Source organism: Streptomyces sp. NPDC000410 (assembly GCF_040300305.1).
Lineage (GTDB): Bacteria > Actinomycetota > Actinomycetes > Streptomycetales > Streptomycetaceae > Streptomyces.
In genome coordinates, this window is sequence record NZ_JBEPDM010000012.1 from 79,225 (window position 1) to 106,215 (window position 26,991).

21 protein-coding genes and 1 pseudogene are annotated in these 26,991 nt (G+C 71.5%); 13 read left to right on the plus strand and 9 right to left on the minus strand.

Annotation, left to right across the window (positions count from 1 at the left end):
• The first annotated feature begins 45 nt into the window (after positions 1-45).
• Positions 46-1,104, plus strand: coding sequence for a threonine aldolase family protein (locus tag ABT342_RS15905; protein ID WP_351572994.1), 1,059 nt, complete (start codon positions 46-48; stop codon positions 1,102-1,104).
• Between the two features lie 41 nt (positions 1,105-1,145).
• On the opposite strand, the gene ABT342_RS15910 is transcribed toward ABT342_RS15905, so the two are convergent.
• The 7 genes and pseudogenes from ABT342_RS15910 to ABT342_RS15940 form a co-directional block, all read right to left on the minus strand.
• The gene (locus tag ABT342_RS15910; protein WP_351573187.1) at positions 1,146-1,865 is read right to left on the minus strand and encodes a GntR family transcriptional regulator; all 720 of its coding nucleotides are present in this window, start codon (positions 1,863-1,865) and stop codon (positions 1,146-1,148) included.
• A gap of 99 nt (positions 1,866-1,964) precedes the next feature.
• Entirely contained in the window at positions 1,965-2,969 is a 1,005-nt protein-coding gene (locus ABT342_RS15915; RefSeq protein WP_351572996.1) for a proline racemase family protein, read from the minus strand.
• Positions 2,970-2,985: 16 nt separating this feature from the next.
• Positions 2,986-3,894, minus strand: coding sequence for a dihydrodipicolinate synthase family protein (locus ABT342_RS15920; protein ID WP_351572999.1), 909 nt, complete (start codon positions 3,892-3,894; stop codon positions 2,986-2,988).
• Between the two features lie 522 nt (positions 3,895-4,416).
• Positions 4,417-5,895 (minus strand): annotated as a pseudogene (locus ABT342_RS15925) (FAD-dependent oxidoreductase); the annotation flags it as partial.
• A complete protein-coding gene (locus ABT342_RS15930; RefSeq protein ID WP_351573001.1) occupies positions 5,876-6,190 on the minus strand; it encodes a (2Fe-2S)-binding protein in 315 nt (104 codons plus the stop codon). The pseudogene ABT342_RS15925 and the gene ABT342_RS15930, both read right to left, overlap by 20 nt.
• Before the next feature lie 245 nt (positions 6,191-6,435).
• Complete coding sequence (locus ABT342_RS15935; protein ID WP_351573004.1) at positions 6,436-7,584, minus strand: NAD(P)/FAD-dependent oxidoreductase; 1,149 nt, start codon at positions 7,582-7,584, stop codon at positions 6,436-6,438.
• A gap of 49 nt (positions 7,585-7,633) precedes the next feature.
• Entirely contained in the window at positions 7,634-9,004 is a 1,371-nt protein-coding gene (locus tag ABT342_RS15940; protein ID WP_351573007.1) for an aminopeptidase P family protein, read from the minus strand.
• A 175-nt stretch (positions 9,005-9,179) separates the two neighbouring features.
• Between ABT342_RS15940 and ABT342_RS15945 the strand changes: the two genes are divergently transcribed.
• Positions 9,180-11,516, plus strand: a complete 2,337-nt coding sequence (locus ABT342_RS15945) for a collagenase (RefSeq protein WP_351573010.1) — start codon at positions 9,180-9,182, stop codon at positions 11,514-11,516.
• 67 nt (positions 11,517-11,583) lie between these two features.
• On the opposite strand, the gene ABT342_RS15950 is transcribed toward ABT342_RS15945, so the two are convergent.
• Positions 11,584-12,669, minus strand: a complete 1,086-nt coding sequence (locus ABT342_RS15950; RefSeq protein WP_351573013.1) for a YhjD/YihY/BrkB family envelope integrity protein — start codon at positions 12,667-12,669, stop codon at positions 11,584-11,586.
• A gap of 174 nt (positions 12,670-12,843) precedes the next feature.
• Between ABT342_RS15950 and ABT342_RS15955 the strand changes: the two genes are divergently transcribed.
• From ABT342_RS15955 to ABT342_RS15995, 9 genes are all read left to right on the plus strand, one after another.
• Positions 12,844-13,311, plus strand: a complete 468-nt coding sequence (locus ABT342_RS15955) for a DUF6325 family protein (RefSeq protein WP_502965544.1) — start codon at positions 12,844-12,846, stop codon at positions 13,309-13,311.
• Positions 13,312-13,356: 45 nt separating this feature from the next.
• Complete coding sequence (locus ABT342_RS15960) at positions 13,357-13,635, plus strand: SHOCT domain-containing protein (protein ID WP_351573015.1); 279 nt, start codon at positions 13,357-13,359, stop codon at positions 13,633-13,635.
• 92 nt (positions 13,636-13,727) lie between these two features.
• The gene (locus ABT342_RS15965) at positions 13,728-14,165 is read left to right on the plus strand and encodes a DUF7144 family membrane protein (protein ID WP_502965545.1); all 438 of its coding nucleotides are present in this window, start codon (positions 13,728-13,730) and stop codon (positions 14,163-14,165) included.
• A 34-nt stretch (positions 14,166-14,199) separates the two neighbouring features.
• Positions 14,200-15,150, plus strand: a complete 951-nt coding sequence (locus ABT342_RS15970; RefSeq protein WP_502965546.1) for a cyclase family protein — start codon at positions 14,200-14,202, stop codon at positions 15,148-15,150.
• A gap of 47 nt (positions 15,151-15,197) precedes the next feature.
• Positions 15,198-16,790, plus strand: a complete 1,593-nt coding sequence (locus ABT342_RS15975; RefSeq protein ID WP_351573018.1) for a GMC oxidoreductase — start codon at positions 15,198-15,200, stop codon at positions 16,788-16,790.
• Positions 16,791-16,954: 164 nt separating this feature from the next.
• On the plus strand, positions 16,955-17,794 hold the full coding sequence (locus ABT342_RS15980; protein WP_502965547.1) for an SDR family oxidoreductase: 840 nt from the start codon (positions 16,955-16,957) through the stop codon (positions 17,792-17,794).
• A 42-nt stretch (positions 17,795-17,836) separates the two neighbouring features.
• Positions 17,837-19,318 carry a cytochrome ubiquinol oxidase subunit I gene (locus tag ABT342_RS15985; protein WP_351573020.1) on the plus strand — a complete coding sequence of 494 codons (1,482 nt, stop codon included), beginning with the start codon at positions 17,837-17,839 and terminating at the stop codon, positions 19,316-19,318.
• Positions 19,315-20,355, plus strand: coding sequence for a cytochrome d ubiquinol oxidase subunit II (locus ABT342_RS15990; protein ID WP_351573023.1), 1,041 nt, complete (start codon positions 19,315-19,317; stop codon positions 20,353-20,355). Before ABT342_RS15985 ends, ABT342_RS15990 begins: the two co-directional genes overlap by 4 nt.
• 48 nt (positions 20,356-20,403) lie before the next feature.
• Positions 20,404-22,203: a cation:proton antiporter gene (locus ABT342_RS15995; protein WP_351573026.1), complete on the plus strand. Its 1,800-nt coding sequence runs from the start codon at positions 20,404-20,406 to the stop codon at positions 22,201-22,203.
• On the opposite strand, the gene ABT342_RS16000 is transcribed toward ABT342_RS15995, so the two are convergent.
• The gene (locus tag ABT342_RS16000) at positions 22,157-24,010 is read right to left on the minus strand and encodes a glycoside hydrolase family 15 protein (protein ID WP_351573029.1); all 1,854 of its coding nucleotides are present in this window, start codon (positions 24,008-24,010) and stop codon (positions 22,157-22,159) included. The genes ABT342_RS15995 and ABT342_RS16000 overlap by 47 nt on opposite strands.
• A 123-nt stretch (positions 24,011-24,133) precedes the next feature.
• On the opposite strand from ABT342_RS16000, the gene ABT342_RS16005 reads away from it, so the two are divergent.
• A complete protein-coding gene (locus ABT342_RS16005) occupies positions 24,134-25,489 on the plus strand; it encodes a DUF2254 domain-containing protein (protein ID WP_351573032.1) in 1,356 nt (451 codons plus the stop codon).
• Positions 25,490-25,589: 100 nt separating this feature from the next.
• Positions 25,590-26,945: a hypothetical protein gene (locus ABT342_RS16010; protein ID WP_351573035.1), complete on the plus strand. Its 1,356-nt coding sequence runs from the start codon at positions 25,590-25,592 to the stop codon at positions 26,943-26,945.
• Positions 26,946-26,991 lie beyond the last annotated feature (46 nt).

Genomic DNA, 26,991 nt, shown 5'->3' on the forward strand with positions numbered 1-26,991 from the left:
CCCACCCCCACCCTGCAACCCGCACGACTGAAACGAGTGAGCACGATGACCGTAGAGCGACGACACGACCCGGATGCCCGCGGGTTCGCCAGTGACAACTACGCGGGTGTGCACCCCGAGGTCCTGGAGGCGATCGCCCGGGCGAACGGCGGCCACCAGGTCAGCTACGGCGGCGACGTCTACACCGAGCGCCTGCAGGAAGTGATGCGCGGGCACTTCGGCCCCACGGCCCGTACCTTCCCCGTCTTCAACGGCACCGGGGCGAACGTGGTGGCTCTCCAGGCCATGCTCGCCCGCTGGGAGGCCGTCGTATGCGCTCAGTCGGCCCACATCAACGTCGACGAGTGCGGAGCGCCGGAGAAGGTCGCCGGGATCAAGCTGCTGACGGTCCCCGCCTGGGACGGCAAGCTGACCCCGGAGCTGATCGACCGCCAGGCGTGGGGCTTCGACGACGAGCACCGGGCCAAGCCCAAGGTCGTCTCGATCGCCCAGTCCACCGAACTCGGCACCTGCTACACGCCCGACGAGATCCGCGCGATCTGCGACCACGCCCACAGCCTCGGCATGCTGGTCTACCTCGACGGCGCACGCCTGGCGAACGCGGCCGCGTCCCTCGGCGTACCGCTGCGCGCGATGACCACGGACGTGGGCGTGGACGTCCTGTCGTACGGCGGCACCAAGAGCGGCCTGATGTTCGGCGAGGCGGTGATCGTGCTCAACGAGGACGCCGTGCGCGGTATGGAGCACATACGCAAGGCCAGTATGCAGCTGGGCTCCAAGATGCGGTTCGTGTCGGTGCAGTTCGAGGCCCTGCTCGGCAGTGACCTCTGGCTGCTTTCGGCCGCCCGCTCGAACGCCATGACGCGGCGCCTGTACGACGCGGTCCGTGACCTGCCGGGTCTGAAGATCGACCGGCCGGTCCAGGCCAACCAGATCTTCGCGGTCCTCCCGCCCGAGGTGACCGAGCGCCTCCAGAAGCGCTTCCGGTTCTACGTGTGGGACGAGCAGGCCGGTGAGGTCCGCTGGATGACGTCCTTCGACACCACTGAGGCCGATGTGGACGCCTTCGCGGCGGCCATCGCCGAGGAACTCGACGCCGGCTGAGCGCGGTCGGCGGCGGAGCGGCCAGGACACCCCTTAGGCAGTCAACGGGCGGCACCCAGGCTCCGCTTGGGCCTCCGCTCGGCCGGCTGCTCGTCGCCCTTGTCCTTCGCCCACAGCGAGCGTACGTGCCCGAGGTGCCGGGCCATGCACTTCTCGGCGCCCTTGGCATCGCCCGCCAGCATCAGGTCGAGGAGTTCGCGGTGCTCCTCGGCCGAGGGGATCAGCTCTCCGCGCTCGTCCAGGGCGGTCAGCCCGTACAGGCGGGAGCGCTTGCGCAGATCGCCCACGGTCTCGACGAGGCGCTCATTGCCCGCGAGGGCCAGCAGGCTGAGGTGGAACTGACGGTCGGCCTCCAGATAGCCGATGAGGTCGTGTTCGCGCGCGGCGCGGACGATCTCATCGGCGACCGGGCGGAGCGCTTCGAGGTCCTCGCGGGCCGCGGTGCGCGTGATCCGGCCGACCATGGGGACCTCGATCAGCAGGCGGATCTCGGTGTACTGGTCGAGATCGCGCTCGTTGACCTCGGTGACCCTGAAGCCCTTGTTGCGGACGGGCTCGACCAGGCCCTCGCGGGCCAGGTCGAGCATCGCCTCGCGTACGGGCGTCGCGGAGATGCCGAAGTCCTCCGCGAGTCCCGGCGCCGAATAGACCTCGCCGGGGCGGAGTTCGCCGGAGATCAGCGCGGCCCGCAGGGCGTGGGCGACCTGGTCACGCAGCCGCTCCCTGGTGGTGATGAGGTTGCGGTGCTTGAGGTGCCCCATGGTGTTCCCTTCGTGCCCGAGCGGATCACCAGCGTACAATGTCACGTTGTTTTCTCGGTCTTGCCGACGGCCGGTGGGACGGCGCCGGTAACAGGCCGGTCACAGGAGGAAACCCCGGGGGAACGGGTCGTCCGGATCCAGGAAGTACTGGGCGGTCCCGGTGATCCAGGCCCGTCCGGTGACGGTGGGGACGACCGCCGGCAGGCCGCCGACCTCGGTCCGTGCGACCAGGCACCCGGTGAACTCCGTACCGATGAAGGACTCGTTGACGAAGTCGCGCCCGAGCGGCAGTTCACCGCGGGCGTGCAGCTGCGCCATCCGCGCGGAGGTGCCGGTCCCGCACGGTGAACGGTCGAACCACCCCGGGTGGATGGCCATGGCGTGCCGGGAGCGGTGGGCGTCCGAGCCGGGGGCGGCGAGGTAGACGTGCTTGACGCCGCCGATCTCGGGCTGTTCGGGGTGGACGGGCCGGTCGGGCGAGGCGTTGATCGCCTCCATGACGGCGAGCCCCGCCGTGAGGAGGTCGTCCTTACGGGACCGGTCGAACGGCAGGCCCAGCGCGTCGAGTCCGACGAAGGCGTAGAAGTTTCCGCCGAAGGCGAGGTCGTACGTCACCGTCCCGTATCCCGGCACGACGGCCTTGCGGTCCAGTCCGGCACAGAACGCGGGCACGTTGGTGAGCGTGACGGACTTCGCCGCGCCGTCCTCGACCTGTACGTCGACGGACACCAGACCGGCCGGGGTGTCCAGCCGGACCGTGGTGACCGGCTCATGGACCGGCACCATTCCGGTCTCGACGAGGACGGTGGCGACGCCGATGGTGCCGTGCCCGCACATCGGCAGCACGCCAGACACCTCGATGTAGAGCACTCCGTAGTCGGCGTCGGGGCGGGTCGGGGGCTGGAGGATCGCGCCGCTCATGGCGGCGTGGCCGCGCGGCTCGTACATCAGGAGCGTGCGGAGGTGGTCCATGTGCTCGATGAAGTGCAGTCGCCGCTCGGCCATGGTGGCGCCGGGGATCACCCCGACGCCGCCGGTGATGACGCGCGTGGGCATGCCCTCGGTGTGCGAGTCGACGGCGTGGAAGACGTGACGGGTACGCACGAACGTCCCTTCCCGGTCAATGGTGGCCGTCGGCGACGGCCTTCTCGGTGGCGGCGCGCACGCCCGCCTCGGTCTCCCCGGTGAGCGGGAGGCGCGGCGGGCGGGTGGGGCCGCCGTGGCAGCCGACGATGTCCATGGAGAGCTTGATGGCCTGCACGAACTCGGTCCTAGAGTCCCAGCGCAGCAGGGGGTGCAGCGACCGGTAGAGCGGGAGCGCGGTCTCCAGGTCGCGGGCGACGGCCGCGTGGTACAGCGCGGCGCAGGTGGCGGGGAACGCGTTCGGGTACCCGGCGACCCAGCCGACGGCTCCGGCGACGGCGAGCTCCAGGAGGACGTCGTCCGCGCCGATCAGCAGATCGAGCTCCGGGGCGAGTTCGGCGATCTCGTACGCGCGCCGGACGTCGCCGCTGAACTCCTTCACCGCCACGATGTCGCCGTCGCGGTGCAGCCGGGCCAGGAGCGCCGGGGTCAGGTCGGTCCTGGTGTCGATCGGGTTGTTGTACGCGACGACCGGGACACCGGCCTTCGCGACGTCGGCGTAGTGGGCGCGTACGGCGGTCCCGTCGGCGCGGTAGGCGTTCGGCGGCAGCAGCAGTACGGAGCCGCAGCCCGCCTCGCCCGCCTGCTCGGCCCACCGGCGGGCGCCGGCGCTGCCGTAGGCGGCGACTCCGGGCATCACGCGCGCGCCGTCACCGGCCGCCTCGACGGCCGTGCGGACCACGCGGGCGCGCTCGTCGTCGGTGAGGGTCTGGTACTCGCCGAGGGACCCGTTCGGTACGACTCCGTCGCAGCCGTTGTCGATGAGCCGACGGACGTGGTCGGCGTAGGCGTCGTAGTCGACGGAGAGGTCCTCGCGCAGGGGGAGCGCGGTGGCGACCATGACGCCGCGCCAGGGGCGCTCGGTGGTCCAGGAGGTGGCGGTCATGCCGTGAACCCTTCTGTGGTGGGTGACGTGTGACGGGCCGGTGCCGGTACGGGCGCCGCCGCGAGGGGGCGCCACGTCCTGTCAACGGTCGGCCGTGCCGGTTCGCCCCGGCCTTTCGGCGTCGGCAGGCTCAGGTGCGGGGAACTCAGGTGCGTGGGACTCAGGTGAGCCGGGCTCCGGTCCGTGGGGCTCAGGCGCGCCGGACTTGGCTGCGCCAGGCTCAGGCACGCCGGGCCCAGGCGTGCTGGGCTCAGGCACGCCGGGCCCAGGCGTGCTGGGCTCAGCTGTACGGGACTCAAACGCGCCGGGCTCAGGCGCGCGGAATTCGGCTGCGCGAGACTCAGGCGCGCCGGGCTCAGGCGCGCGGGATTCGGCTGCGCCGGACTCAGGCGTGCTGGGCTCGACTGGGCGGGACTCAGCCACGCCGGGCTCAGGCGCGCCGGACTCGGCTGTGCGGGACTCGGCCGCGCTGGGCTCAGGCACGCCGGGCCCCGGCACGCCGGGCCCCGGCACGCTGGGCTCCGGTGCGGTGGGCTCCGGTGCGCTGCTTTCAGCTGCGCCGGGCGTGTCGAGCGAGCCGAGTACCCCGAGCGGGACGGGCACCGCGAGCGGCCTGCGGTCGGGGGACGGCTGCCCCGCGGCCCCCTCGCCTCCGCACGCCGCGAGAGCGGCCACGGCTGTCCCGCACATCCGGCCCTGGCACCAGCCCATGCCCGCGCGGGTGAGGAGCTTCGCGGTGCGTGCGTCGCGGGCGCCGAAGTCGGCGACGGCCTCGCGGACGCGGCCCGTGGTCACCTCCTCGCAGCGGCAGACCTCCGTGTCGTCCCCGAGCCAGTCGGTCCAGCCCGGGCCGGGTGCGTGTGCGGCGGCCATGGCATCGGCGAAGGCCCGCAAACGGGCGCGGCGTCGCCGCAGCTCCCGGACCCGCCGTCCGCCTCCGGCGGGCGCGGGCCGCCCGTGCAGCCGGGCGGCCACCGCGATGCCCGCCAATTCGCCCTCCGTACAGGCGAGTTGCCAGCCACCGGTCCCGGCCGTCTCACCCGCTGCCCAGACGCCTGGCACCGAGGTCTCCTGCAGGCCGTCCAGGACGGGGGCGTACGTCCCGTCGGGAGTACGCCGCATCGCGCAGCCGAGTTCCGTGGCCAGCTCGGCCTGCGGAACCAGCCCGTGCCCCACGGCCAGCGCGTCGCACTCGATCCGGCGGCCGGTGCCCGGGGCGGGCCGCCACGCGCGATCGAGCCGGGAGACGGTGACCCCCTCCACCCGGTCGGTGCCGTGCACCTCGGTGACCGCACTACGGAATCGCAGCGGCACCCGGTGGCGCAGCAGCGCCGCACCGTGGACCGCGGCCTCGGCGAGTTTGTGCGGGTTGGCGGCGAGGGCGCGGGGGCGGCGGGCGTAACCGAGGTAGCCGGATGCCTCGACCACCGCGGGGACGCGCGCACCGGCGGCCGCGAGCGAGGCGGCGACGGCGAGCAGCAGCGGCCCGCTGCCCGCGACGACGATCCGTCCGCCGGGCAGTACGAGCCCGGACTTGAGCATCGCCTGCGCGCCCCCGGCGCCCACGACACCGGGCAACGTCCAGCCGGGAAAGGGAAGTTGCCGCTCGTACGCGCCGGTCGCGAGGAGGATCGCGCGGGCCCGCACCCGTACCGGGCGCTCTCCGTCGCCGTCTGCGCCGGTGACGGCGTGCACCGCCCACAGGCCGCCGCTCTCCCGGGCCACGGTCCAGACATGGTGCCCGTGGAGGTGGTCGATGTCGCTCGCCTCCAGGCGCCGGCGCAGATCCGTGAAGGCGGGCCAGCCGTGATGGAGGGCCTGCGGCCGCGTGGCGCCGAGGCCCGGGGCGGGGTGCCGGAAGAACTGCCCGCCGGCCTGCTCCGACGCGTCCAGCAGGGCGACCGTCACTCCGAGTTCGGACGCGGCCACGGCACCGGAGAGCCCGGCGGGGCCCGCGCCGACCACCGCGAGGTCGTACGGTTCAGACGCCGATCCCGGCATGGCCGTGTCCTTCCTGGGTGGTGACCGTGTCGCCGGGTCGTGCCGGAACGAGACAGGCCCTCCTGTTGGGCCGTCCGTTGACCGTGGCGAGGCAGTCGTAGCACTGGCCTATGCCGCAGAAGGCGCCGCGCGGGCGGCCGCCGTTCCGTGTGGTGCGCCAGGCGAGGATGCCCGCCCCCCACAGCGCGGCGGCCAGGGACTGCCCGGGCAGGGCGGTGACCGGACGGCCGTCGACGTTGATCTCGAACGGCGGCTCGGGCTGTGCCCCGACCAGCCCTGCGGGGGTACGGGCCACTGCGGGTCTCCTCTCGATGTCGGATCAGTGCCGGATCGGTGCCGGACGGGATCGGTCGCGGTCGGGCAGGCTCGGGCGGGTCGGACGCGGCCGGATGGGGTCGGATGGGGTCGGGCAAGCTCGGGCGGGTCGGACGCGGCCGGGCGGGGTCGGGCAAGCTCGGGCGGGTCGGACGCGGCCGGATGGGGTCGGGCAAGCTCGGGCGGGTCGGACAGGCTCGGGCGGGTCGGGCGGGTCGGACCCGCTCACGCCGCGGCCCGGAAACGCGCGGGGCTGAACGCGCCCACGTCGAGCGGCGGTTCACCGCCCGCCAGCAGCCGGGCGACGATCAGCCCGGTGGCCGGAGCGAGCCCGATCCCCGCGCCTTCGTGGCCGCAGGCGTGCAGCAGTCCCGGGACGTCCGGATCGGGGCCGATCGCAGGCAGATGGTCGGGCAGATACGGGCGGAACCCGGCGTACGTCCGCATCGCCCGCACCCCGGCCAGCACCGGGAACAGGGCCGTGGCGCGGGCCGCGAGGCGCCTGAGCACCTCCACCGACAGCGTGCGGTCGAAGCCGACCCGCTCACGGCTGGCGCCGATCAGGACCGGGCCGGCCGGGGTGCCCTCGACCACGGGTGAGGTCTGGAGCGCCGCCGAACCGCTCGCCACATCGGCGACGTAGTCCGCCGCGTACACCTTGTGCCGCACCACGCGCGGCAGCGGCTCGGTGACGAGGACGAACCCGCGACGAGGGAGGACGGGCAGGTGCACACCCGCGAGCCGGGCCAGCTCACCGCCCCAGGTGCCGGCCGCGTTGACCAGGTACGGGGCGTGCACGGCGCCGGCCGACGTCCGTACGCCCCGCACCTCGCCGTTCGCACCGGTGAGGATCCCGGTGACCTCCTCACCGGTGCGGACCCGCGCCCCTGAGGCGCGCAGCAGATGAGCGCCGGCCAGGGCGGGCTGGACCTGGGCGTCCTGGGGGTAGTGGAAGCCGCCCGCCAGGCCGGGCGCGAGGTGCGGCTCCAGCTCGTTCAGCCGGCCGGGCGGGACCTCCTGCGCCGTGACGCCCGCTCGCCGTTGCGCCGCGGCGAAGTCCCGCAGTGCGTCCATCCCGGTCCCGCCGGGCGCGACGACCAGGCCGCCCTTCGCCTCGTACTCGATCCGCGACGGGAGCAGTCCGGCCAGCTCCCGCCAGAGCCGCGTGGAGAGCAGGGCCAGATCGAGCTCGGGGCCCGGCGCCTTGTCGGAGACCAGCAGATTTCCTTCGCCGGCCCCTGTGGTCCCGCCCGCCACGCAGCCGCGGTCGATCACCGTGACGGAGAGGCCGGAGCGGGTGGCGTAGTAGGCGCAGGCGGCGCCGACCACTCCCGCCCCGACGACGACGAGGTCCGAGGAGTTTCTCGAGGGCACGTCAGTAATATTTCACATTGCACCCCTGGTTTCCAGGGATTCTCCGCGATCAGTCTCCGGTCATCGCGCCCATCCACGCCTCGATCGCGTCCGGCGTCCGCGGCAGCGCCCCCGACATCAGCCGCGCCCCGTCCGCCGTGATCACCAGGTCGTCCTCGATGCGCACGCCGATCCCGCGCAGTTCGGCCGGCAGCGTCTCGTCGTCGGGCTGGAGGTAGAGCCCGGGTTCGACGGTGAGCACCTGCCCTTCCTCCAGTACGCCGTCGAGGTACGCGTCCGCCCGCGCCCGGGCGCAGTCATGGACGTCCAGGCCGAGCATGTGCCCGCTGCCGCACAGGGTGTAGCGGCGATGGAAGTCGCCCTCGGCGCTCTTCAGCACGCCCCACTCCGCGAGCCCCTCGGCGATCACGCCCATGGCGGCCCGGTGGAAGTCGCGGAAGGCCGCGCCCGGTTTCAGCGCCGCGATGCCCGCCTCCTGGGCGGCGAGGACGAGCTCGTACACCTGTCGCTGAACGGACGAGAAGCGCCCGGACAGCGGGAGGGTGCGGGTGATGTCGGCGGTGTAGAGGCTGCCCGTCTCCACACCCGCGTCCAGCAGCAACAACTCCCGAGCGTCCAGGGGGCCGTCGTTGCGTATCCAGTGCAGGACGCAGGCGTGCGCGCCCGACGCCGCGATGGTCTCGTATCCGGTGCCGTTGCCCTCCGCGCGGGCGCGCAGATTGAAGACGCCTTCGATCCACCGCTCGCCGCGCGGGTGGGCGAGTGCGCGCGGTAGCGCCCGTACGACGTCCTCGAAGCCGGCCGTCGTGTGATCCACCGCCAACTGCAGCTGCTGGACCTCCCACGCGTCCTTCCTCAGCCGCAACTCGCTGAGAACGGAGGCGAGCCGGTCGTCGCGCGAGGCATCACGGCCGGGCGGCAGCTGCGTGCGGGCATCCACGTGCTCGCACCGGATGCCGGTCATGCGCTCGGTCTCGACGAGGTCGGGACGCCGGCCGACCCAGAACTCCCCGTGGCGCCGGTCGCGGTAGAACTCCGCGCCACCGCGCGGCGAGCGCGGGCGCACATACAGCACCGGCTCATGGCGGTGCGGCCCGTCCGGCTCCAGGACCAGGACATGGTCCACCTGGTCCTCACCGGTCAGCCCGGTGAGCCAGACGTAGGCGCTGTGCGGCCGGAAGCGGTGGTCGCAGTCGTTGGAGCGGACCTTCAGCTCCCCCGCGGGGACGATCAGACGCTCCCCGGGGAAGTGGGCGGACAGCTTCGCGCGGCGGGCGGCCGCGAGGTCCGCCACGGGCAGTCGGATGTCGGCGGGCAGCGGGGTCGCCGACCAGGCCCCCGTCATGAAGCGCGCGAACTCCGGTGAAACAGGCAGGTCATGGCTTCCCGTACGGAACGAGGCGGCTGCTGGTTCGTTCATGGGGGCTCCCGATTTCCTCACGCGGCAGGCTTGCGCAGTGCAATATCACATTACTACGTTACGCATCACATGGTGTCAGCTGACATTCAACTGCCGTTGGATCCAGTCCGGTTGACGCCCTGACGTACCGCACGCGTACGCACCCCCCACCACCTCCCACACACAGGAGCCCTCGGTGTCCCAGCTGAGATCCCTGCGCAGTCCCCTGTTCACCGTCGCGACAGCCGTGGCGCTCTGCGCCACGGCCGCCCCGGCCGGCAGCGCGGCGTCCCCCGCCCCGGCGCCCCCCGCGGCCCGGCAGAGCGCCGCCGTCCCCGTGGCGCCGAACCCCCTCGACCGGGTCGACCGCCTCGCCAGGGCCCCGCGGCCCGCGATCGAGTCCGCCTCGGCGCCCGGCGGCCTGACGAACGGCCGTGTCCCCGGCCCTCGTACGTCCGCCCCGGCAGCCGGGGCCGGCCCGGTCGGCGTCACCCTCGGCACCCGGGCGGTCCCCTGCACGCTCGACGGCGTCACGGGTCTGGGCCCCGAGCAGTTCGCCGACTTCCTCGCCGACCCGGCCGTCACCGCCGACGGCTGCCTGCGCGGCCTCGTCTGGACCTGGGACCGGCGGCTGGTCCCGGTCATGTCGGACGCGCACGTCCAGGCCGCGTCCCGCCGGATCAGCGGGCTCGCGGCCGCGCACGACGGCAGGAACGGCAGCCATCTGCTGGAGATGTTCACCTACCTCCACGCCGTGGCCTACCACGACTTCTCGCGCGACGAGATCGACATCACCGACGGGCCGACGCTGGACGCCATGCGCGGCGCCGTGGACGCCTTCGGCTCGGCCGCCCGCACCTTCGACGTGACCCGCAGCAACGCCGAGACGCTCCGCGAGGCCCTCTACGCGGCCAGTGCGCCCGGCCTGCGGCAGTTTCAGCTTCCGCTCGTCAAGCGCGTGCTGGCGACCATGGACGCGGGCCACCCGGACACGGCCGAGGACCCGTCCTGGGGCGGTGCCGCGCTCGCCGCGCTCTCGCTGAACTACCTCGGCGTCTACCCGGGCAACCAGGACGCCGCGTTCCGTGCCGCGGCGGCCGGCGACGGCTCCTACCGCGCCGCCTTCAAGGCCTTCGCCGACCACACCCACCTCAAGGCCACGGCCAACGCGTGGGTGGTGCGGGACGCGCTCGGCGAGTACGGGCGGTTCGGCCAGATCGACGCGCTGAACAGCGAGATCATGACCGCGCTCGGCGGCCTGCTGGACACCGTCGTCCGCAATTTCGGCGAGGGCAGCCAGCCGTGGGCGAAGGTCGCCACCTGGCTGAACGAGTTCGGCGCCTGCAAACAGTACGGGGTGTGCAAGGACGACATCGAGCGCCGCATCTTCCCGTACACGTATACCTACGACAACGGCGGGATCACGGTCCGCACCGCCCTGGACCGGGCCACCGTCGACCAGCTCTACTACGCGAGCCGGCAGGTGAAAGCACAGTTCCACCGGGTCCTCGGCACCGAGCAGCCACTCGCGGGTGACACCAACACCCGCCTCAACGTCGTGCTGTACGCGTCCCGCGCCGACTACGAGACGTACCACCCGCTGCTCACCGGCATGGGCACGGACAACGGCGGCATCTACATCGAGCGGGGCGCCACCTTCTACACCTACCAGCGCCGTGTCCCCCAGGACTCCCTGCTCACCCTGGAGGAACTGTTCCGCCACGAGTACACGCACTACCTGAACGGCCGCTGGGCGGTGCCCGGCCTCTTCGGCGAGGGACCCTGGTACGAGGGCGACCGGACCACCGCGATGGACGAGGGCACGGCCGAGTTCTTCGACGGTGCCACCCGCGACGACGGCATCGCGGTCCGCAAGTCACTGGTCGAGAGCATCATCAGGGACACGGCGGGCGGCGGCCCCCGGATGACCGTCGACCAGTTGCTGCACGCCACGTACGAGGGCGACGGCTTCCGCTTCTACGCGTACGCCGGAACGTTCTTCGAGTTCCTGTGGACCGAACGCCCGGCCCTGATCACGGAGATGTACGGCTACACACGCGCCGGCGACCCCGCGGGCTTCGACTCCTGGCGCACCCGGCTCGGCCGGGACGCCGGGCTGCAGCGCGCGTACGACGCCTTCCTGGACGAGCAGATCGCGCACGTCGACGACCTCTTCGTCCCCCGCACCACGTACACGCCAATCGGTCAGCTGCAGGCCTCCACGGCCGGCGCGGTCCGCTCGTCCTTCGCCGCCACGACGGGCATGACGCCCGACTGCGGCTCCAACGGCGCCCCGGGCCGCCCCAGGTTTGTCTGCACGGGCCGGATCACCGCGAATCTGAGCGACGCGGGCAACGCGGACCTGGTCTTCAAGGACATGTCCGAGACGGTCGACTACTTCATCCTCGACCGGGCGCGCACCGGCCACAACAACCTGGCCGACATGAACTGCTCCTTCGGCCGGGTCGAGATCTGGTCCAACGGCCGCGCGGGGACGTCGGACTACCGCTGTGAGGGTCCGCTCCGCGGATGACACGGCCGGGCCCGGACCTCTTCGCCGGAAGAGGTCCGGGCCCGTACCCGGCGATGCCCCCACAGCGTCAATCGCGTTCGGCATGAGCCCAGCCGGGCGGCGGACTGCCGAGGCGGCGGGACAGGGACGGTTCCTGGGCCGCCACGGCGCCCGCGCTGATGGCGACCGCCACCGCCACGCAGACCACGATCAGCCACGAGAGGATGACGAAGACCGAGCCGATGGAGCCGTACTCGGCCAGGACGCGGTTCAGCGCCCGGGGCATGTAGAACCGCGCGCCGACGGACAGCACTGTGGTGGCGATCGCCGTCAGGACGGCGCCGGGCAGCAGCGGCGCCCAACGGATCAGGCCGCCCAGCAGCAGGTGCTGCGTCCACCACCACAGAGCCGTCTGGGACAGCAGGGTGAGCGGGATACCCAGCCACAGCCCGGCACCGAACCCCTCGCGCAGGGGCGCCTGTACGAGCAGGAACCCCAGCCAGACCAGGATCCACGCCGGCCACCGCCAGACGGCGATCCTGGTGCTGGTCCTCGGAAGCTCCCAGGCACGCTTGCACAACCGCTGCATGGCCCGGCTCACGGCGGTGGCGGAGAGCAGCACCATCAGGGCCCCGACCACCCCGGTGGCCTGTTGCAGATCATCCGACGAGGAACCGAACACCGCCTGCAGCTCGTCGTCCGCGGCGCCGTTCAGACCGAACACCGCGCGGATGGAGCTGATCAGCTGATTGCGTACCGCGTCCGGCGCGATCGACGCGACCACGAACAGCAGCGGGACCGCGGTCAGGAAGCACTGCGCCGCCAGCCGGGTGGCGGAGTCGAAGATGTTGACCGAGATCATCCGCGCGACGAGGTGCGTGATGACCGGGAAACGGGTCGCGGCCCGCGCGTGCGCGCGCTTCGCGGAGGCGGCCAGATCATGGGACCTGGTCCGCCACCGGGACAGCCGGCCACCGGCGCCGGGCTCGCCGGACGGCATCAGCCGGCCGGTGGGTCGCCCGGGCGGTGCGGACAGCCGCGCACCGGCCACAGCACCCGTCCGGACGTCGTCATGGCGCTGCTCCTTCCCTGGCACCAGGGTGCGGGACGGCGGCCCCGGCGGCATCTCGGTGCGACGGCCGCCGAGCCGTACGTGCCGCGCTGGTGCGGGCACCCGCAGGATCGGCGCGGCGATCGACGAGGCATCGGCCGCTGCTCACCATGAGGTGCGAAGCCCTCCGCGGGGTGTTGGAATGGCTGGGAGGGTTGTACTCCGCCGACTGCGCCGCCGACACCGCCGGCAGCAGTGGCCGAGGCCCGGATCCCGATGCGCTCGTGAGGAGTGGCCATGAGCCACGACGTGTCAGAGCTCGAAGAAATGGGCCCCGTCGACTACCTGGTCGTCGAATTCCCCGGCAACCGGATGACCGGCGAGGGCTTCCCTCTGCTCATCGATCTGGTCGACCGCGGCATCATCCGCATCCTCGATCTGCTGTTCGTCCGTAAGGACGACGACGGCTCGGTCACCGCGATGGAGCTGAGAGAACTCGGGGACGAGGTGGACCTCACCCTCTTCGAGGGCGCCTCGTCCGGACTGCTGGGCCAGGACGACATCGACGATGCCAGTACCGCGCTGGAGCCGGGCAATTCCGCGGGGATCCTCGTCTACGAGAACGTGTGGGCGGCGCCCTTCGCCCGGGCGATGCGGCGCGGCGGCGCGCAGCTCGTGGCGAGCGGACGCATTCCCGTCCAGGCGTTGCTGGCCTCGCTGGATGCCATCGAGGCCACGGACCCGGGCGGGCCGGAGTCCGCCTGACCCGGATGACTCCGCCCGTATACACGCATGGGGAGTTGAGTGAACATGCCCGGACTTCTTCGGGGCGTCGCCCGCACCGCGGTGGTCGCCGGAACCGCCACCGCGGTGTCCAACCGTGTGTCGCGACGGCAGGCGGGCCGCTGGGCCCAGCAGGAGCAGCCGACGCAGGCCGCTCCCCCGCCCGCGCCTGCGCCGCCGCCGGCCCCTCCCGGCGACGACATGAGCACCAAGATCGACCAGCTCAAGCAGTTGGGTGACCTGAAGGCCCAAGGCGTACTGAGCGAAGAGGAGTTCGAGGCCCAGAAGCGCAAGATCCTCGGCTGACAGGGCTCCTGCCGCTGTTCGCGGGGCGCCATCCGATTTGCCCGGAGCCGTACGACCGATGACGCGCGCCGTGCGGCAGGAAGGAGGCCGTCATGACCGGTCACGTGGGCGGAACCCACGCAGCTGCCGCAGGAGGAAGTCCGCCGAAGGCCGGCCCCGGCAGCGGCTGGCTGCTCTTCGCCGCCGTCCTGATGATCTTCGGTGGCTTCATGGCGATCGTCGAGGGCATCTCCGCCATCGCCGAGGACAGGGTGTTCCTCTCCACCCGCCACTACATCTACGGGTTCGACCTCACCGCCTGGGGCTGGATCCATGTGATCCTGGGCGTGCTGATCGGTTGCGCCGGCGTCGCCCTGTTCAAGGGCGCCACGTGGGCGAGGACCGTCGGTGTCGTCGTGGCGGGAGTGGCCATGCTCGCGAACTTCCTGTGGCTGCCGTACGCACCGTTCTGGGCACTGATCCTGATCGCGCTCGACGTCGTCATCATCTGGGCGCTGTGCACGGCCCCCAGCCCGTCGGACGAATTCTGACGGCGGGGCCGGGCATCCGTCCCCGGGGGTCCGCATGAGCGCGTACGAGCGCCCCCCGGTCTCTCGGCGCATGACCCGGGACGCGTTCCGGGCGCTGTACGAGGAGCTGCGCCGGGAGACACGGTACGGCAACGACGCCCGGCGCGGGGCATTGAGCCATCTGACGCCCGAGCGCGTGGTGTCGGCCGCCGCCGAGGTGCGTTCCGGGCGCACGGTGTCCTTGGCCGCGCCGATCGACACCCGCCCCGGCCCGGACAACCCCGAGCCCGCGCACCATCGCATGATCGCGCCGGCCGCCGGGGAAGTCGAAGCGGACGGGCTGCACTTCGCACGCGACCGGTTCGCGATGAACGTGCACGGGGACGCGGACAGCCATCTGGACGCGCTCTGCCATGTGATCCTCGACGGGGAGCTCTACAACGGGATCCCGGCGAGGAGTGTGACCGCGGACGGCGCCGGTGAACTCTCCCTCGACCTGGTCCATGACGGCGTCGTCGGCCGTGGTGTGCTCCTGGACGTCCCTCGGCTGCGCGGCGTGCCATGGCTGGAACCCGGCGACCATGTGACCACCGACGACCTGACCGCGGCCGAGGAGGCCCAAGCGGTCCGCGTACTTCCGGGAGACCTGCTGTTCGTGCGGGTGGGGCATCGCCGCAGGCGTGGCGAGCTGGGGGCGTGGAACGCGGCCGAGGCGCGAGCCGGCCTCCATCCCACGGCCATGCGGTTCCTGGCCGAGCGGCACGTCGCCGTGCTCGGCTCGGACGGCAACAACGACACCGCCCCCAGCGTGGTGGCGGAGGTCGGCTTTCCCGTACACGTCCTGGCGATGCACGCCATGGGGGTGCATCTCATGGACTACCTGCAGTTCGAGGAGCTGGCTCCGGTGTGTGCGAAGACCGGGCGCTGGAGCTTCCTGTGCGCGGTCGCACCCCTGCGGCTGCCGTCGGCCACGGGCAGTCCGGTGAATCCGATCGCGGTGCTGTGACGGCGGCACGGCGAACGATGCCTCGAGTACCGTAAACCGAGAGGACGGTGGTCACTGTGGGCGACTACCCGCACTGCGACGTCATCATCATCGGCACCGGCGCCGGCGGCGGTACCCTCGCCCACCGGCTCGCCCCCTCCGGGAAACGGGTGCTCGTCCTCGAACGGGGCGGCTACCTCCCGCGTGAGCGTGACAACTGGGACTCCACCGCCGTGTTCGTCAAGGGCAAGTACCGGGCCCCGGAGTTCTGGCTCGACAAGAGCGGCAACGAGTTTCCCCCCGAGGTGAACTACTACGTCGGGGGAAACACCAAGTTCTACGGTGCCGCACTCTTCCGGCTGCGGCCCGAGGATTTCGGCGAACTGCGCCACCATGACGGCGTCTCACCCGCCTGGCCGATCCGGTACGAGGATCTGGAGCCGTACTACACCCAGGCCGAGCATCTGTATCTGGTGCACGGACGCCACGGGGAGGATCCCTGGGAAGGGCCGGTCAGCGCACAGTACGCGTATCCTCCGGTCGAACACGAGCCGCGCATCCAGCAGTTGAGCGACGACCTGGAGAAGCGGGGCCTGCACCCGTTCCATCTGCCCATCGGGGTCGATCTCACCCAGGACGAGCACGGGCGGGCGACGCACTCCAGCGTCTGCATCCGCTGCAACCGGGTGGACGGATTCCCGTGCCTGGTACGGGGCAAGTCCGACGCCCAGGTGATCTGCGTGGAACCCGCACTGCGGCACCCCAACGTCGAGATGATCACCCATGCCCAGGTGATCCGGCTCGAGACCGACCCGACCGGGCGCACCGTCAGCACGGTCGTCGCCCGGCACGCGGACGGCGCGGAGGCCCGGTACACGGCGGACATCGTGGTCGTCTCCTGCGGAGCGGTCAACTCCGCGGCCCTGCTGCTGGCCTCGGCCGACGACCGGCACCCCCGGGGGCTGGCCAACAGCTCCGACGTGGTCGGCCGGTTCTACATGCGGCACAACAACCTGGCCCTGATGGCGGTGTCCAAGGAGCCCAACGACACCCAATTCCAGAAGACCCTCGCGCTGCACGACTGGTATCTGGGCGCGGACGACTGGGACTACCCCCTGGGCGGCATCCAGATGCTCGGCAAGTCTGACGCCGAGCAGATCCACGGCGAGGCCCCGCGCTGGGCCGGAGCGGTGACCCCGGACATGCCGTTCGAAGTGCTGGCCCATCATGCCGTCGACTTCTGGCTGTGCGGCGAGGACCTCCCCCTCCCCGACAACCGTGTCACCCTGGAGGGCGGTGCCGGCACCATCCGGCTGACGCTCGACGAGCAGAACAACATCGCCGGTCTGACGCGTCTGCGGCACAAACTCCAGGGCATGATGCGCCACTTGGGCATGCACGAGCACCATCTGCTCCCGCACAGCATCTACCTGCACAAGGGCATGCCGATCGGCGCGACCGCGCACCAGGCCGGCACCGTGCGCTTCGGCGACGACCCTGCCGCCTCCGCCCTCGACGTCAACTGCAAGGCCCATGACCTGGACAACCTCTATGTGGTCGACACGAGCTTCTTCCCGAGCATCGGCGCGGTCAATCCGTCCCTGACCGCCATCGCCAACGCGCTGCGGGTGGGCGACCACCTCATGGACCGGCTGGGCTGACAGCCGGTCCATGACGGCCCGACCGGGTGAAGCCGCTCGACCGGGCGGCCCAACACCGGACCACCCGAGCTGCCGCCACCCGCGGTCGGTGGTTGCGTGGCATGCGGGCCCCGCGGGCCTCGGGCCCTGCACACCGGGGTCCGATGACGAGGAGGCAGGCAATCGTGAATTCCACCCCGGGCGCTTCCCAGGGCTTGATCCCCGCACACCTGCTCAAAGGACAGAAGGCGCTGGTCACCGGCGCCAACTCCGGAATCGGCAAGGCGACGGCCATCGGGCTGGGCCGGGCCGGAGCCGATGTGGTCGTGAACTACGTGGCCGGCCGCGAGGAGGCCGAGAAGGTGGCCCGGGAGATCACCTCGCTCGGGGTGCGCGCGGCGGCGTACGAGGCGGATGTGTCCCAGGAGGACCAGGTCACCGGCATGATGAACCGGATGGTCGAGGAGTTCGGGACGATCGACATCCTGGTCGCCAACGCCGGACTGCAGCGCGATGCCCCGTTCACCGACATGACCCTGGCCCAGTGGCAGAAGGTGCTGGACGTCAATCTCACGGGCCAGTTCCTCTGCGCCCGGGAGGCGACGAAGGAGTTCCTGCGACGCGGGGTCGTCCCGGAGGTGTCGCGCGCCGCCGGGAAGATCGTCTGCATGAGCTCGGTGCACCAGGTCATCCCCTGGGCGGGACACGTGAACTACGCCTCCTCCAAGGGCGGCGTGGACATGATGATGCAGACCCTGGCCCAGGAACTCGCCCCGCAGAAGATCCGGGTGAACGCGGTCGCCCCGGGAGCCATCAGGACACCGATCAACCGCAGCGCCTGGGAGACGCCCGAGGCACGGAAGGATCTGCTGCGGCTGATTCCCTACGACCGTATCGGCGACCCGGAGGACATCGCGTGCGCGGTCGTCGCCCTCGCCTCCGACCTCATGGACTACGTGGTGGGCACCACCCTCTACGTGGACGGCGGGATGACCCTCTACCCAGGCTTCGCCACCGGCGGCTGATCGTTCCCCCGGTCCGCGCCCTCCCTCGCGGCAAAGGCACACATGCATACGACGGTTCATCTGCTGGCGGAGGCCCCGGCCCAGCTGCTCCCGGCCAGGGAGCTCATGGCCTTCACCCTCGCCTCCCACATCATCCTGGTGCCCATGGGTGTGGCGCTGCCGTTCATCACCCTGGTCATGCACTACCGCGGACTGCGCCATGACGACCCCACCGCCCTCCTGCTGGCGCGGCGCTGGTCGGCCGTCATGGCGATCCAGTTCGCGGTCGGTGTCGTCACGGGCACCGTCCTGTCCTTCGAGTTCGGCCTGCTCTGGCCGGGACTGATGGGGAGGTGGGGTGATGTCTTCGGGATCGGATTCGGCGTCGAGGCCTGGGCGTTCTTCCTCGAAGCGGTCCTCATCGCCATCTATCTGTACGGCTGGCGCAGGCTGAAGCCGCGCACCCACTTCCTGCTCGGGCTGCCGCTGCCGGCCGCCGCGCTGCTCGGGGCGTTCGGCATCCTGGCCGCCAACGCCTGGATGAACACGCCCCAGGGGTTCTCCCTCGACTCCGACGGCAACCCCGTCGACGTGAACATCTGGAAGGCGATCTTCACCCCGATGTTCGGGCCGCAGTACTGGCACTTCGTGGTGGCGATGGTGGTGACCGCGGGCTATGTGGTGGCCGGTGTCTACGCCGTGGGCTGGCTGCGCGGCCGGCGGGACCGCTACCACCGGCTCGGCTTCACCGTCCCCTTCACCATCGCCGCCGTGGCCACTCCGGTGCAGTTCGTGCTGGGTGACGCCATCGCCCGGTCGGTCTTCCACAAGCAGCCGGTGAAGTTCGCCGCCATGGAGATCGTCTGGGAGACCGACACCCATGTGCCGGAGTACCTGTTCGGCCGTCTGCATCCGGACGGAAGCATCTCCGGCGGCATCAAGATCCCGCAGCTGGACTCGATCCTGGCCGGTTTCCGCCCCGACACCAAGGTGACCGGCCTGACGTCCGTGCCCGCGAGCGACCGGCCGACGGCCACCCAGGCCACCATCGCGCACTGGGCCTTCGACATCATGGTCGTGATCGGGTCCCTGCTGGTGCTGCTCGCCCTCTGGTACGGCCTGGTCTGGCTGCGGCACCGCCGGCTGCCCGCCTCGAAGTGGTTCTGGCGCAGCGCGGCGTGCGCGGGCGTCGCCTCCGTCGTCGCCGTCGAAACCGGCTGGATCACCACGGAAGTCGGCCGCCAGCCCTGGATCGTCTACCAGAACATGCGGGTCGCCGAAGCGGTGACCTCGACGCGCTCCACCACCCTGTGGATCATGCTCGCCGTGGTGATCGTGGTGTACGCGTTCATCTTTGGTTCGTTCCTCGCCGTTCTGCTCAAGATGCGCACCCGCTGGCGGCTCGCCGACGAACAGCGGTTGGCCGGGCACCCGGTGGCGGCACCGGAGACCGACACCCCCTACGGGCCGCGCCCCCCGGTCCCGGCCGCGGACGCACCGGACCCCGGCGACGGATCCGCCTCCTCCGAGGACGGCCGGTCATGACCGCCGGTCTCATCGCCGTCGTGCTGCTGCTGGCGGTGGCCGCGTACGCCTGCGCCGGCGGCGCCGACTACGGGGCGGGCTTCTGGGACCTGACCGCCGGAGGGGCGGAGCGCGGCAAGCGCCCCAGATGGTTGATCGATCACGCCATGGCACCCGTGTGGGAGGTCAACAACGTCTGGCTGATCTTCGTCTTCGTCATCATGTGGACCGGTTTCCCGGTGCTGTTCCAGACCGTGTTCACCGCGATGTGGCTGCCCCTGGCGCTGGCTGCCGTGGGCCTGGTCCTGCGCGGAGCCGGCTTCGCCCTGCGCAAGCCCACCCGGCGGCTGGCCGGGCGGCGCCTCTACGGGGCCGTCTTCGCGATCTCCTCGCTGCTCACGCCGTTCTTCCTCGGCGCGGCCGTCGGGGGTGTCGCCTCCGGCCGGGCGGCACCGGGCACGCCGGCGTCGGCGGATGCCTGGGCCGGCCCCACCTCCCTCGTCTTCGGGCTGCTCGCCGTCACGACGACGGCGTTCCTCGGCGCGGTCTTCCTGGCCGCGGACGCCCGGCGCTTCGACGCGCCCGATCTCGACGGCTACTTCCGGGGGCGCGCGCTCGGGGCTCTCGCCGTACTCGCCGTTCTGTCCGTGCTCACCCTATTCGTCACGCACAGCGACGCCCCTCATCTGTGGCACGGTCTCACCCACGGCGTCGGGCTCGTCTTCGTCGTCCTGGCCGCGGTGGCCACCGTCGCCACCGGATGGCTGTTGCTCCGCACGTCCGGTGCCTGGTCCCGGGTCACGGCCGTGGGTGTGGTCGCGGCGGCGATCATCGCCTGGGGGATGGCCCAGCGCCCGTACCTGATCCCCACGTCCCTGACCGTCGCCGAGGGCGCGGGCGCTCCCACCACCCTGCGATGGCTGGCGGTCGTCACGCTCGTGGCCGTGCTGCTGGTCGGCCCGGCGGTCGCCTTCCTGTACTGGCTGGACACCCATGGCGAGCTGGAAGCCCTCACCGACGCCGACCTGCGCCGCGGCGGGACAGGTGACGACGGCTGACCTCCGCGTGCCCGTGGCGCGCGAGAACCCCCGAGGAATGGGGCCGCTGTGAGCGAGGACCAGATCCTGTTGGGCATCGGCCTGACGCTGGTGCTCGCCGTCGGGTCCCAGATCCTGGCGAGCCGGCTGCACATCCCCGCCCTCATCGTGCTCCTGCCCGTCGGCTTCGCCGCCGGCGCCCTGACCGACGTCGTCGATCCGGAAACGCTGGTGGGCCCGGACTTCTCCGCCCTGGTGTCGCTCTCCGTGGCGGTGATCCTCTACGACGCCGGGCTGGGACTCGATCTCCGCCATCTCAGGGGCGGGACGCGCGGCGTCGTCGTACGGCTGATCGTGCTGGGCGTTCTGGTCACCTGGGGTGCCTGCGCGGTCCTGGTCCCCGTGCTGTTCGGCGTCCCGTTCGCGGTGGCCGCCATGGTGGGCGTGATCCTCGTCGTGTCCGGTCCGACCGTCGTCGGTCCGCTGCTCGACTACGTACGGCCGACGGACAAGGTCCGACGGCTCCTCATGTGGGAGGGATCCCTGATCGACCCGGTCGGCGGCATCCTGGGCGCCGTCGTCTTCCACGCCATCGTGTCGGGCGGCTTCCGGGTCGGCCACGGATTCCAGTTCGGCGTCTTCCTCCTCAGCCTGGCCGTCGGACTGGCCGGCGGCGCCGTCGGAGCCGCCCTGCTGTGGCTGACCCTGCGTACGCTCCGGCTCGGCGAGACACTCGGCACCCTCGCCCAGCTGGCCACCGTCATCGCGGTCTCCGCGGGCTGCGACATGGTGTACGACGACACCGGGCTCATCGCCGCGATCGTGGCCGGGCTGGCCGTCGCGAACCTGCCCGGATTCGACATGCCCGCGCGGCGGCCGTTCTTCGAAACACTCGTCCAGCTGATCATCGGGCTGCTGTTCATCTCCATCTCGGCCACGGTGACGCCGGAGTCCGTCGTCCCCGTGCTGCTGCCGGTGCTCGGCCTCGTCGCCGCTCTCGTCCTGGTGGTCAGACCGCTGGTCGCGCTCCTCTCGACCCTCAGGACGGATCTCGGCGCGGGGGAACGGGCCTTCATCGGCTGGATGGCGCCACGCGGCATCGTCGCCGCCTCGACCGCGTCGACGTTCTCGGCATCCCTCGTCGCCGAGAATCTGGACGGCGCCGAAAAGATCCTTCCGATCACCTTCCTGGTGATCGTCGCGACCGTGCTGCTCTACGCGCTGACGGCGGTCCCCGTGGCCCGAGGACTGGACGTCATCCGGTCCGCGCGCGCCCGGCCCCTGCTGGTGGGGGGTGACCCCTGGGTGGTGGACCTGGGGCGGTCGCTCAAGGCCGCGGGGGTCGACGTGCTGATGTGGGCCGGTCTCGCGCAGCAGCGGGACCGGATCAGCGACGCGGGGCTCGACCTGGCCTCCGGGGAACTACTGGCGACGGCCACCGATCCCGGGGCACGGCTGGAGGGAGTCACCGAGGTGCTGCTGCTCACCGACGACGACGATTTCAACGCGCTCGCCTCGGTCGTCGTACGGGACAGTGTCGAGGGCACGGTGTACCGGATCGGGCCGCCGCACGACAGCCGTGGCGTCGTCGCCCCCTACACCGGAGGCGACATCCTCTTCGGCAGCTCGCTCGTCCACGGCACTCTGACGGACCGCTACGAGCGGGGCGCGCGCTTCGTGGTGCGGCCCGCCGCCGGGTCGCCACCGCCGGAGCACGACATGCTGTTCGTCGTACGGGCGGACGGCCGGCTGGATCCGGTCACCCCGTCGCAGGCGGTCACTCCGCTGGAAGGCGACACCGTCGTCCTGCTCGGTCCCCCGGCTACCGCCCGCCCTGTCGCGCCCGGTTCAGGGTCGCGTCCAGGGTGATGGCCGCGTCGATGAGCGCCAGGTGGGTGAACGCCTGGGGGAAGTTGCCGAGCTGGCCGCCCGTCAGACCGATCTCCTCGGAGTACAGGCCCAGATGGTTGGCGTACGTCAGCATCTTCTCCAGCACGAGCCTGGCCTGATCGATCCGCCCGGCCCGCGCCAGCGCGTCGACGTACATGAACGTGCACAGGGAGAACGTGCCCTCGGAGCCGCGCAGCCCGTCGGGCGATGCCTCGGGGTTGTACCGGTAGACCAGGCTGTCGCTGACCAGTTCCTGATCCATCGCGTCCAGGGTGGACTGCCACATGGGGTCGTCGGGCGTGATGAAGCCCACCGTCGGCATGCGCAGCAGCGAGGAGTCGAGCACATCGCTGTCGAAGTGCTGGACGAAGGCCTTGCGTTCCGGGTCCCAGCCCCGGGTCAGGATCTGCGCGTAGATCTTGTCCCGCTCCTCGCTCCAGCGCCCGGTCACGGCGGGCCGGCCGCTGGCGGCCGCGAGCCGCAGCGCACGGTCGAAGGCGACCCAGGACATCACCCGGCCGTAGGTGAAGTGCTTTCGGCCGCCACGCGTCTCCCACAGGCCCTCACCGGCCTGGTCCCAGTGGTCGACGAGCCAGTCGAGCAGCGTGTGCAGGGAGGTCCAGCCCCGGTTGTCCAGCTGGATTCCCCGCTGGTGGGCGAAGTAGATGCTGTCCATCGCCTCGCCGTAGATGTCCAGTTGGAGCTGGGTCGCCGCGCCGTTGCCGACGCGGACCGGGGCGGAGCCCTGGTAGCCCTCCCAGTGGTCCAGGGTCTCTTCGACGAGATCGGAGGATCCGTCGACCCGGTACATGATGTTCAGCGGTCCCGAGTCGCCGTAACCGCCGCTGTCCGTCTCCTCCTTCACCCGGTCGCGCAGCCAGCCGATGAACTCGGTCGCCTCCTCCTTGAACCCGAGCCCCAGCAGGGCGTACACCGAGAACGAGGCATCGCGGATCCAGGTGAACCGGTAGTCCCAGTTCCGCTCTCCGCCCAGTTGCTCCGGCAGCGCCGTCGTCGGGGCCGCCACCAGGGCGCCGCTCGGCGCGTACGTCATCAGCTTCAGCGTCACGGCGGAGCGCTCCACCGCTTCGCGCCACCGGCCCGTGTACACCGATTGGCCGAGCCACGACCGCCAGTATTGGACGGTGTCGTCGAAGAGCTGCTGGAACTCGGCGAGCCGGATCTCCCGGGGCGGCCCGTCGGCGGCCGACTCCAGCACCACGCCTCGCTGCTGCCCGGCCCGCAGGGTCAGCGAGAGGCGCAGGTCGCGCTCGCCGGTGACGTTGCCCGCGAGTCGCTCGTCCCCCGGTTCGCGGACCGGATGAACGGTCAGGTCCAGTCCCTCCGACGTGAACACCGCTCCATGGTCGGTGAGGTGCAACTCGTGCGGCATACGGCCGTAGTCGAACCGCGGGGCGATGTCCACGTCGAACGTCATGCTGCCGCGCACGCACCGGAGCATGCGCACCAGACGGTGGCGCGGAGTGGCCGTGTGCCCGGTCACCGGCATGAAGTCGATCACCTCGCCGGCGCCGGCCTCGGTCATGAACCGGGTCACGAGGATCGCGGTGTCCGGAAGGTACAACTGTTTCGTCGCGTATGCCGCGTGTGACGGCAGGACCGAGCAATGCCCGCCCTTCTCCCGGTCCAGCACGGCGCCGAACACACTGGGCGAATCGAAGCGCGGGCAGCAGAACCAGTCGATGGTTCCGTCCGTGGTCACCAAGGCCGCGGTCTGCAGATCACCGATGAGTCCATGATTTTCGATCAGCGGGTATGCATGCATGGTGAGCCCCTTTCGGTGCCACCCGGTCAGCTTAAGCAGTGCGGCGCCCGCGGGCCTCCCGGAGGATGCCGCGCCTGCGGCCGGCGGCCGGCGGCACTACCGTGGACACGTAAGGGTGGACACGTGAGGAGCGGACCCACCGAGCAGACGCGGACCGATTCCCCGGTGGAGACGATGATGTCCTGGGCGGTCGCCTTCCGGCTGCGGCAGTACGCCAAGTCGAGTCTGTGGATCGTCCCCCTGCTCGGACTCGTCCTCGGTGTCCTGCTCGCCGAGGGAGCCCTCGCGGCGGAGGAGGCGGACTGGCGGCCGGGCGGCTGGCAGTATTCCGCGACAACGGCGAGCAGCGTGCTCAGCGCCATCGTCGGGGCCATGGTCTCCCTGCTCGGATTCGTCGTGACCATCGGCGTACTCGTCGTCCAGCAGGCGACGAGCTCACTGTCCCCGCGCTATATGCGGCTGTGGTACCGCGACCGGCTGCAGAAGGCCGTGCTGGCCTCCTTCACCGGGACGTTCGCGTTCGCCTTCTCCCTGCTGCGCACCATCGAGTCGGATTCCGTCCCGGACATGGGAGTGACCCTGGCCGGCCTGGCCGTCGCCGCCTGCCTCCTGCTTCTGCTGATCTACCTCAACCGCTTCACCCACAACCTCCGGCCGGTCGCCATCGCCGAACTGGTCGGGCGCATGGGCGCGCAGGTCCTTCTTGGTGCGGCGGACCGGATCCGGAGCTCCGCGCCCCGCGAGGGTGCGGCGACCGCGGTGCCGGCCGGCGGCCCGGTGACGTACATCCGCTCCGAACACGGCGGAGCCGTCCAGGCGTTCGATGCCGCCGGGCTGGAGGCCACCGCGCGGCGCCACGACTGCGTCTTCGTCGTGACCCGTCCGGTCGGGGACTTCGTCCCGCCCGGCGCCGTCCTCATCGAGGTCCACGGCGGTGTCCCGGTGCCCGATCCGAGGAAGGTGACCGGCCTCGTCGCCCTCGGCGCCGAGCGGACCATCGAGCAGGACCCCGCCTTCGCTCTGCGCATTCTCGTCGACATCGCCGTCCGGGCGCTCTCCCCGGCCGTGAACGACCCCACGTCCGCGGTCCAGGTGCTCAACCACATCGACGCGTTCCTGCACACGGTCGGCGGACTCGACATCGGCGGTGGCCGCCATGTGCTCGCCGACGACGACGGCCGACCGCGGCTGGTGGTGCCGGGCCGGACCTGGGAGGACTACCTCCAGCTCGCGGTCACGGAGATCCGTGAGTACGGGGCGGGGTCCCTCCAGATCTGCCGGCGGCTCCGCGCGCTGCTCCAGGACCTGCTCGACGCCCTGCCGGCCGATCGCCTGCCGCCCGTCCACGCGGAGCTCGGACTCCTCGACGAAGCGGTCGAACGGGAATTCCGCGACCCGGACCGCCGGGCCGCGGCGCGCACGGCCGACCCGCAGGGCATCGGCGGCGGGCGGCGTCCCCGGACCGCGCCCTCCGGGTGAGCCGTGAGCCGTTCACTCCTTCGGCGGCGCATCACTCGCGTCCGCCCGGCCCACGCGGTCCGCTGGAGTGCGAACCCACCGCCACAGGGGAGGACGCGCCATGACGGACGAAGGCGCCGCGGGCTCCGGCTCGGACCGCGGCCGCACGCCCGGCAAGGACAACGAACCCTCCGAGCTGGAGCAGTTGCGCTCCCGCGTGGCGGCGCTGGAAGGGGACAGGCCACCCCGGGCGCCCCGGCACCGGTGGAGGTCCTTCTTCGCGGCGCTGCTCATCGTGATCGGCTGCCTCCTCGCCCCGCTCGCCGCCGTCGCGGCGTGGGCGTCGAGCGAGGTCGGCGACACGGACCGCTACGTGGCCACGGTCGCCCCGCTCGCCTCCGACCCGGACGTCCAGGCGGCCGCGGCGACCCGGGTCACCAACGCGGTGATGGAGCACATCGACCTCCCGGCCCTGCTGGAAGGCGTGGCTCCGGCCAACCGGCCGCTCCTGGAGAAGGCCCTCGGCAAGCTCGGCGACTCCCTCGAGAACGCCGTCCGCAGCTTCGTCCACGACAAGGCACAGGACATCATCGCCTCCGAGACCTTCGACCGGATCTGGGTCGAGGCCAACCGCCGGATCCACGCCGCGGTGGACAAGGCCCTCACGGGCAGCGGCGGCGGGGCGGTGAAGATCAACAACAACTCGGTGACCGTCGACCTGGCCCCGGTCGTCGAGCAGGTCAAACAGCGCCTCGTCGACGAGGGAATGACGGTGGCCGCGAAGATCCCCGAGGTGCACACCGACTTCACGGTCCTGCGGTCGGACAACATCGGCAAGGTCAAGACCTACTTCCGGCTGCTGCAGATCGCGGGCAACTGGCTGCCGGTGCTCTCGGTGCTGCTGGTCGTCGCCGGCGTGCTGCTCTCCCGTCATCGCCGCCGCGTACTGGTCGTGGCGGCACTGGCCTTCGCCTTCGCCACACTCATGCTCGGCGTCGGCCTGACCGTCTTCCGCGTCGTGTACCTGAACGCGCTGCCGGACAGCGTCTCCCAGCCCGCGGCCGCGGACGTCTACGACGCGATGACGCGCTACCTCCGCACGACGATCCGGATGACCGTGGTGCTCGGTGTGGTGGTCGCGCTGGCCGCCTGGCTGACCGGCCCCGGCCACGGGGCCACGGTCGTACGGCAGTTGTGGTACTCGGGCATCGGCGCCGTCCGCTCCACCGCGGACCACGCGGGCCTGCGCACCGGCCCGGTCGGCCCGTTCGTCCGGCGCCACCGCGGCTGGATCACGTGGATCCTGATCGCCGCGGCCGTGCTGACCCTCTTCCTGTGGAGCTACCCGACCGGCTGGGTCATCATCGGCATCGCACTCGTGCTCCTCTTCGCGATGGCGGTGGTGGAATTCCTCGCGCACGACGGGACCGGCGCCGGCCCCGCGCGGGCAGCGGCGAACGGGCCGCCGCCCCCGTGACGGGGCTGATCCGGAAGACAGATCTTTGTACGAACCCCGACAAGGA

Bases quoted from the DNA above. Each gene is read 5' to 3' on its own strand.
- ABT342_RS15905 (WP_351572994.1), top strand. From the start codon at position 46: ATGACCGTAGAGCGACGACACGACCCGGATGCCCGCGGGTTCGCCAGT.
- ABT342_RS15910 (WP_351573187.1), bottom strand. From the start codon at position 1,865: ATGGGGCACCTCAAGCACCGCAACCTCATCACCACCAGGGAGCGGCTG.
- ABT342_RS15920 (WP_351572999.1), bottom strand. From the start codon at position 3,894: ATGACCGCCACCTCCTGGACCACCGAGCGCCCCTGGCGCGGCGTCATG.
- ABT342_RS15940 (WP_351573007.1), bottom strand. From the start codon at position 9,004: ATGAACGAACCAGCAGCCGCCTCGTTCCGTACGGGAAGCCATGACCTG.
- ABT342_RS15955 (WP_502965544.1), top strand. From the start codon at position 12,844: ATGAGCCACGACGTGTCAGAGCTCGAAGAAATGGGCCCCGTCGACTAC.
- ABT342_RS15960 (WP_351573015.1), top strand. From the start codon at position 13,357: ATGCCCGGACTTCTTCGGGGCGTCGCCCGCACCGCGGTGGTCGCCGGA.
- ABT342_RS15965 (WP_502965545.1), top strand. From the start codon at position 13,728: ATGACCGGTCACGTGGGCGGAACCCACGCAGCTGCCGCAGGAGGAAGT.
- ABT342_RS15970 (WP_502965546.1), top strand. From the start codon at position 14,200: ATGAGCGCGTACGAGCGCCCCCCGGTCTCTCGGCGCATGACCCGGGAC.
- ABT342_RS15985 (WP_351573020.1), top strand. From the start codon at position 17,837: ATGCATACGACGGTTCATCTGCTGGCGGAGGCCCCGGCCCAGCTGCTC.
- ABT342_RS15990 (WP_351573023.1), top strand. From the start codon at position 19,315: ATGACCGCCGGTCTCATCGCCGTCGTGCTGCTGCTGGCGGTGGCCGCG.
- ABT342_RS16000 (WP_351573029.1), bottom strand. From the start codon at position 24,010: ATGCATGCATACCCGCTGATCGAAAATCATGGACTCATCGGTGATCTG.
- ABT342_RS16010 (WP_351573035.1), top strand. From the start codon at position 25,590: ATGACGGACGAAGGCGCCGCGGGCTCCGGCTCGGACCGCGGCCGCACG.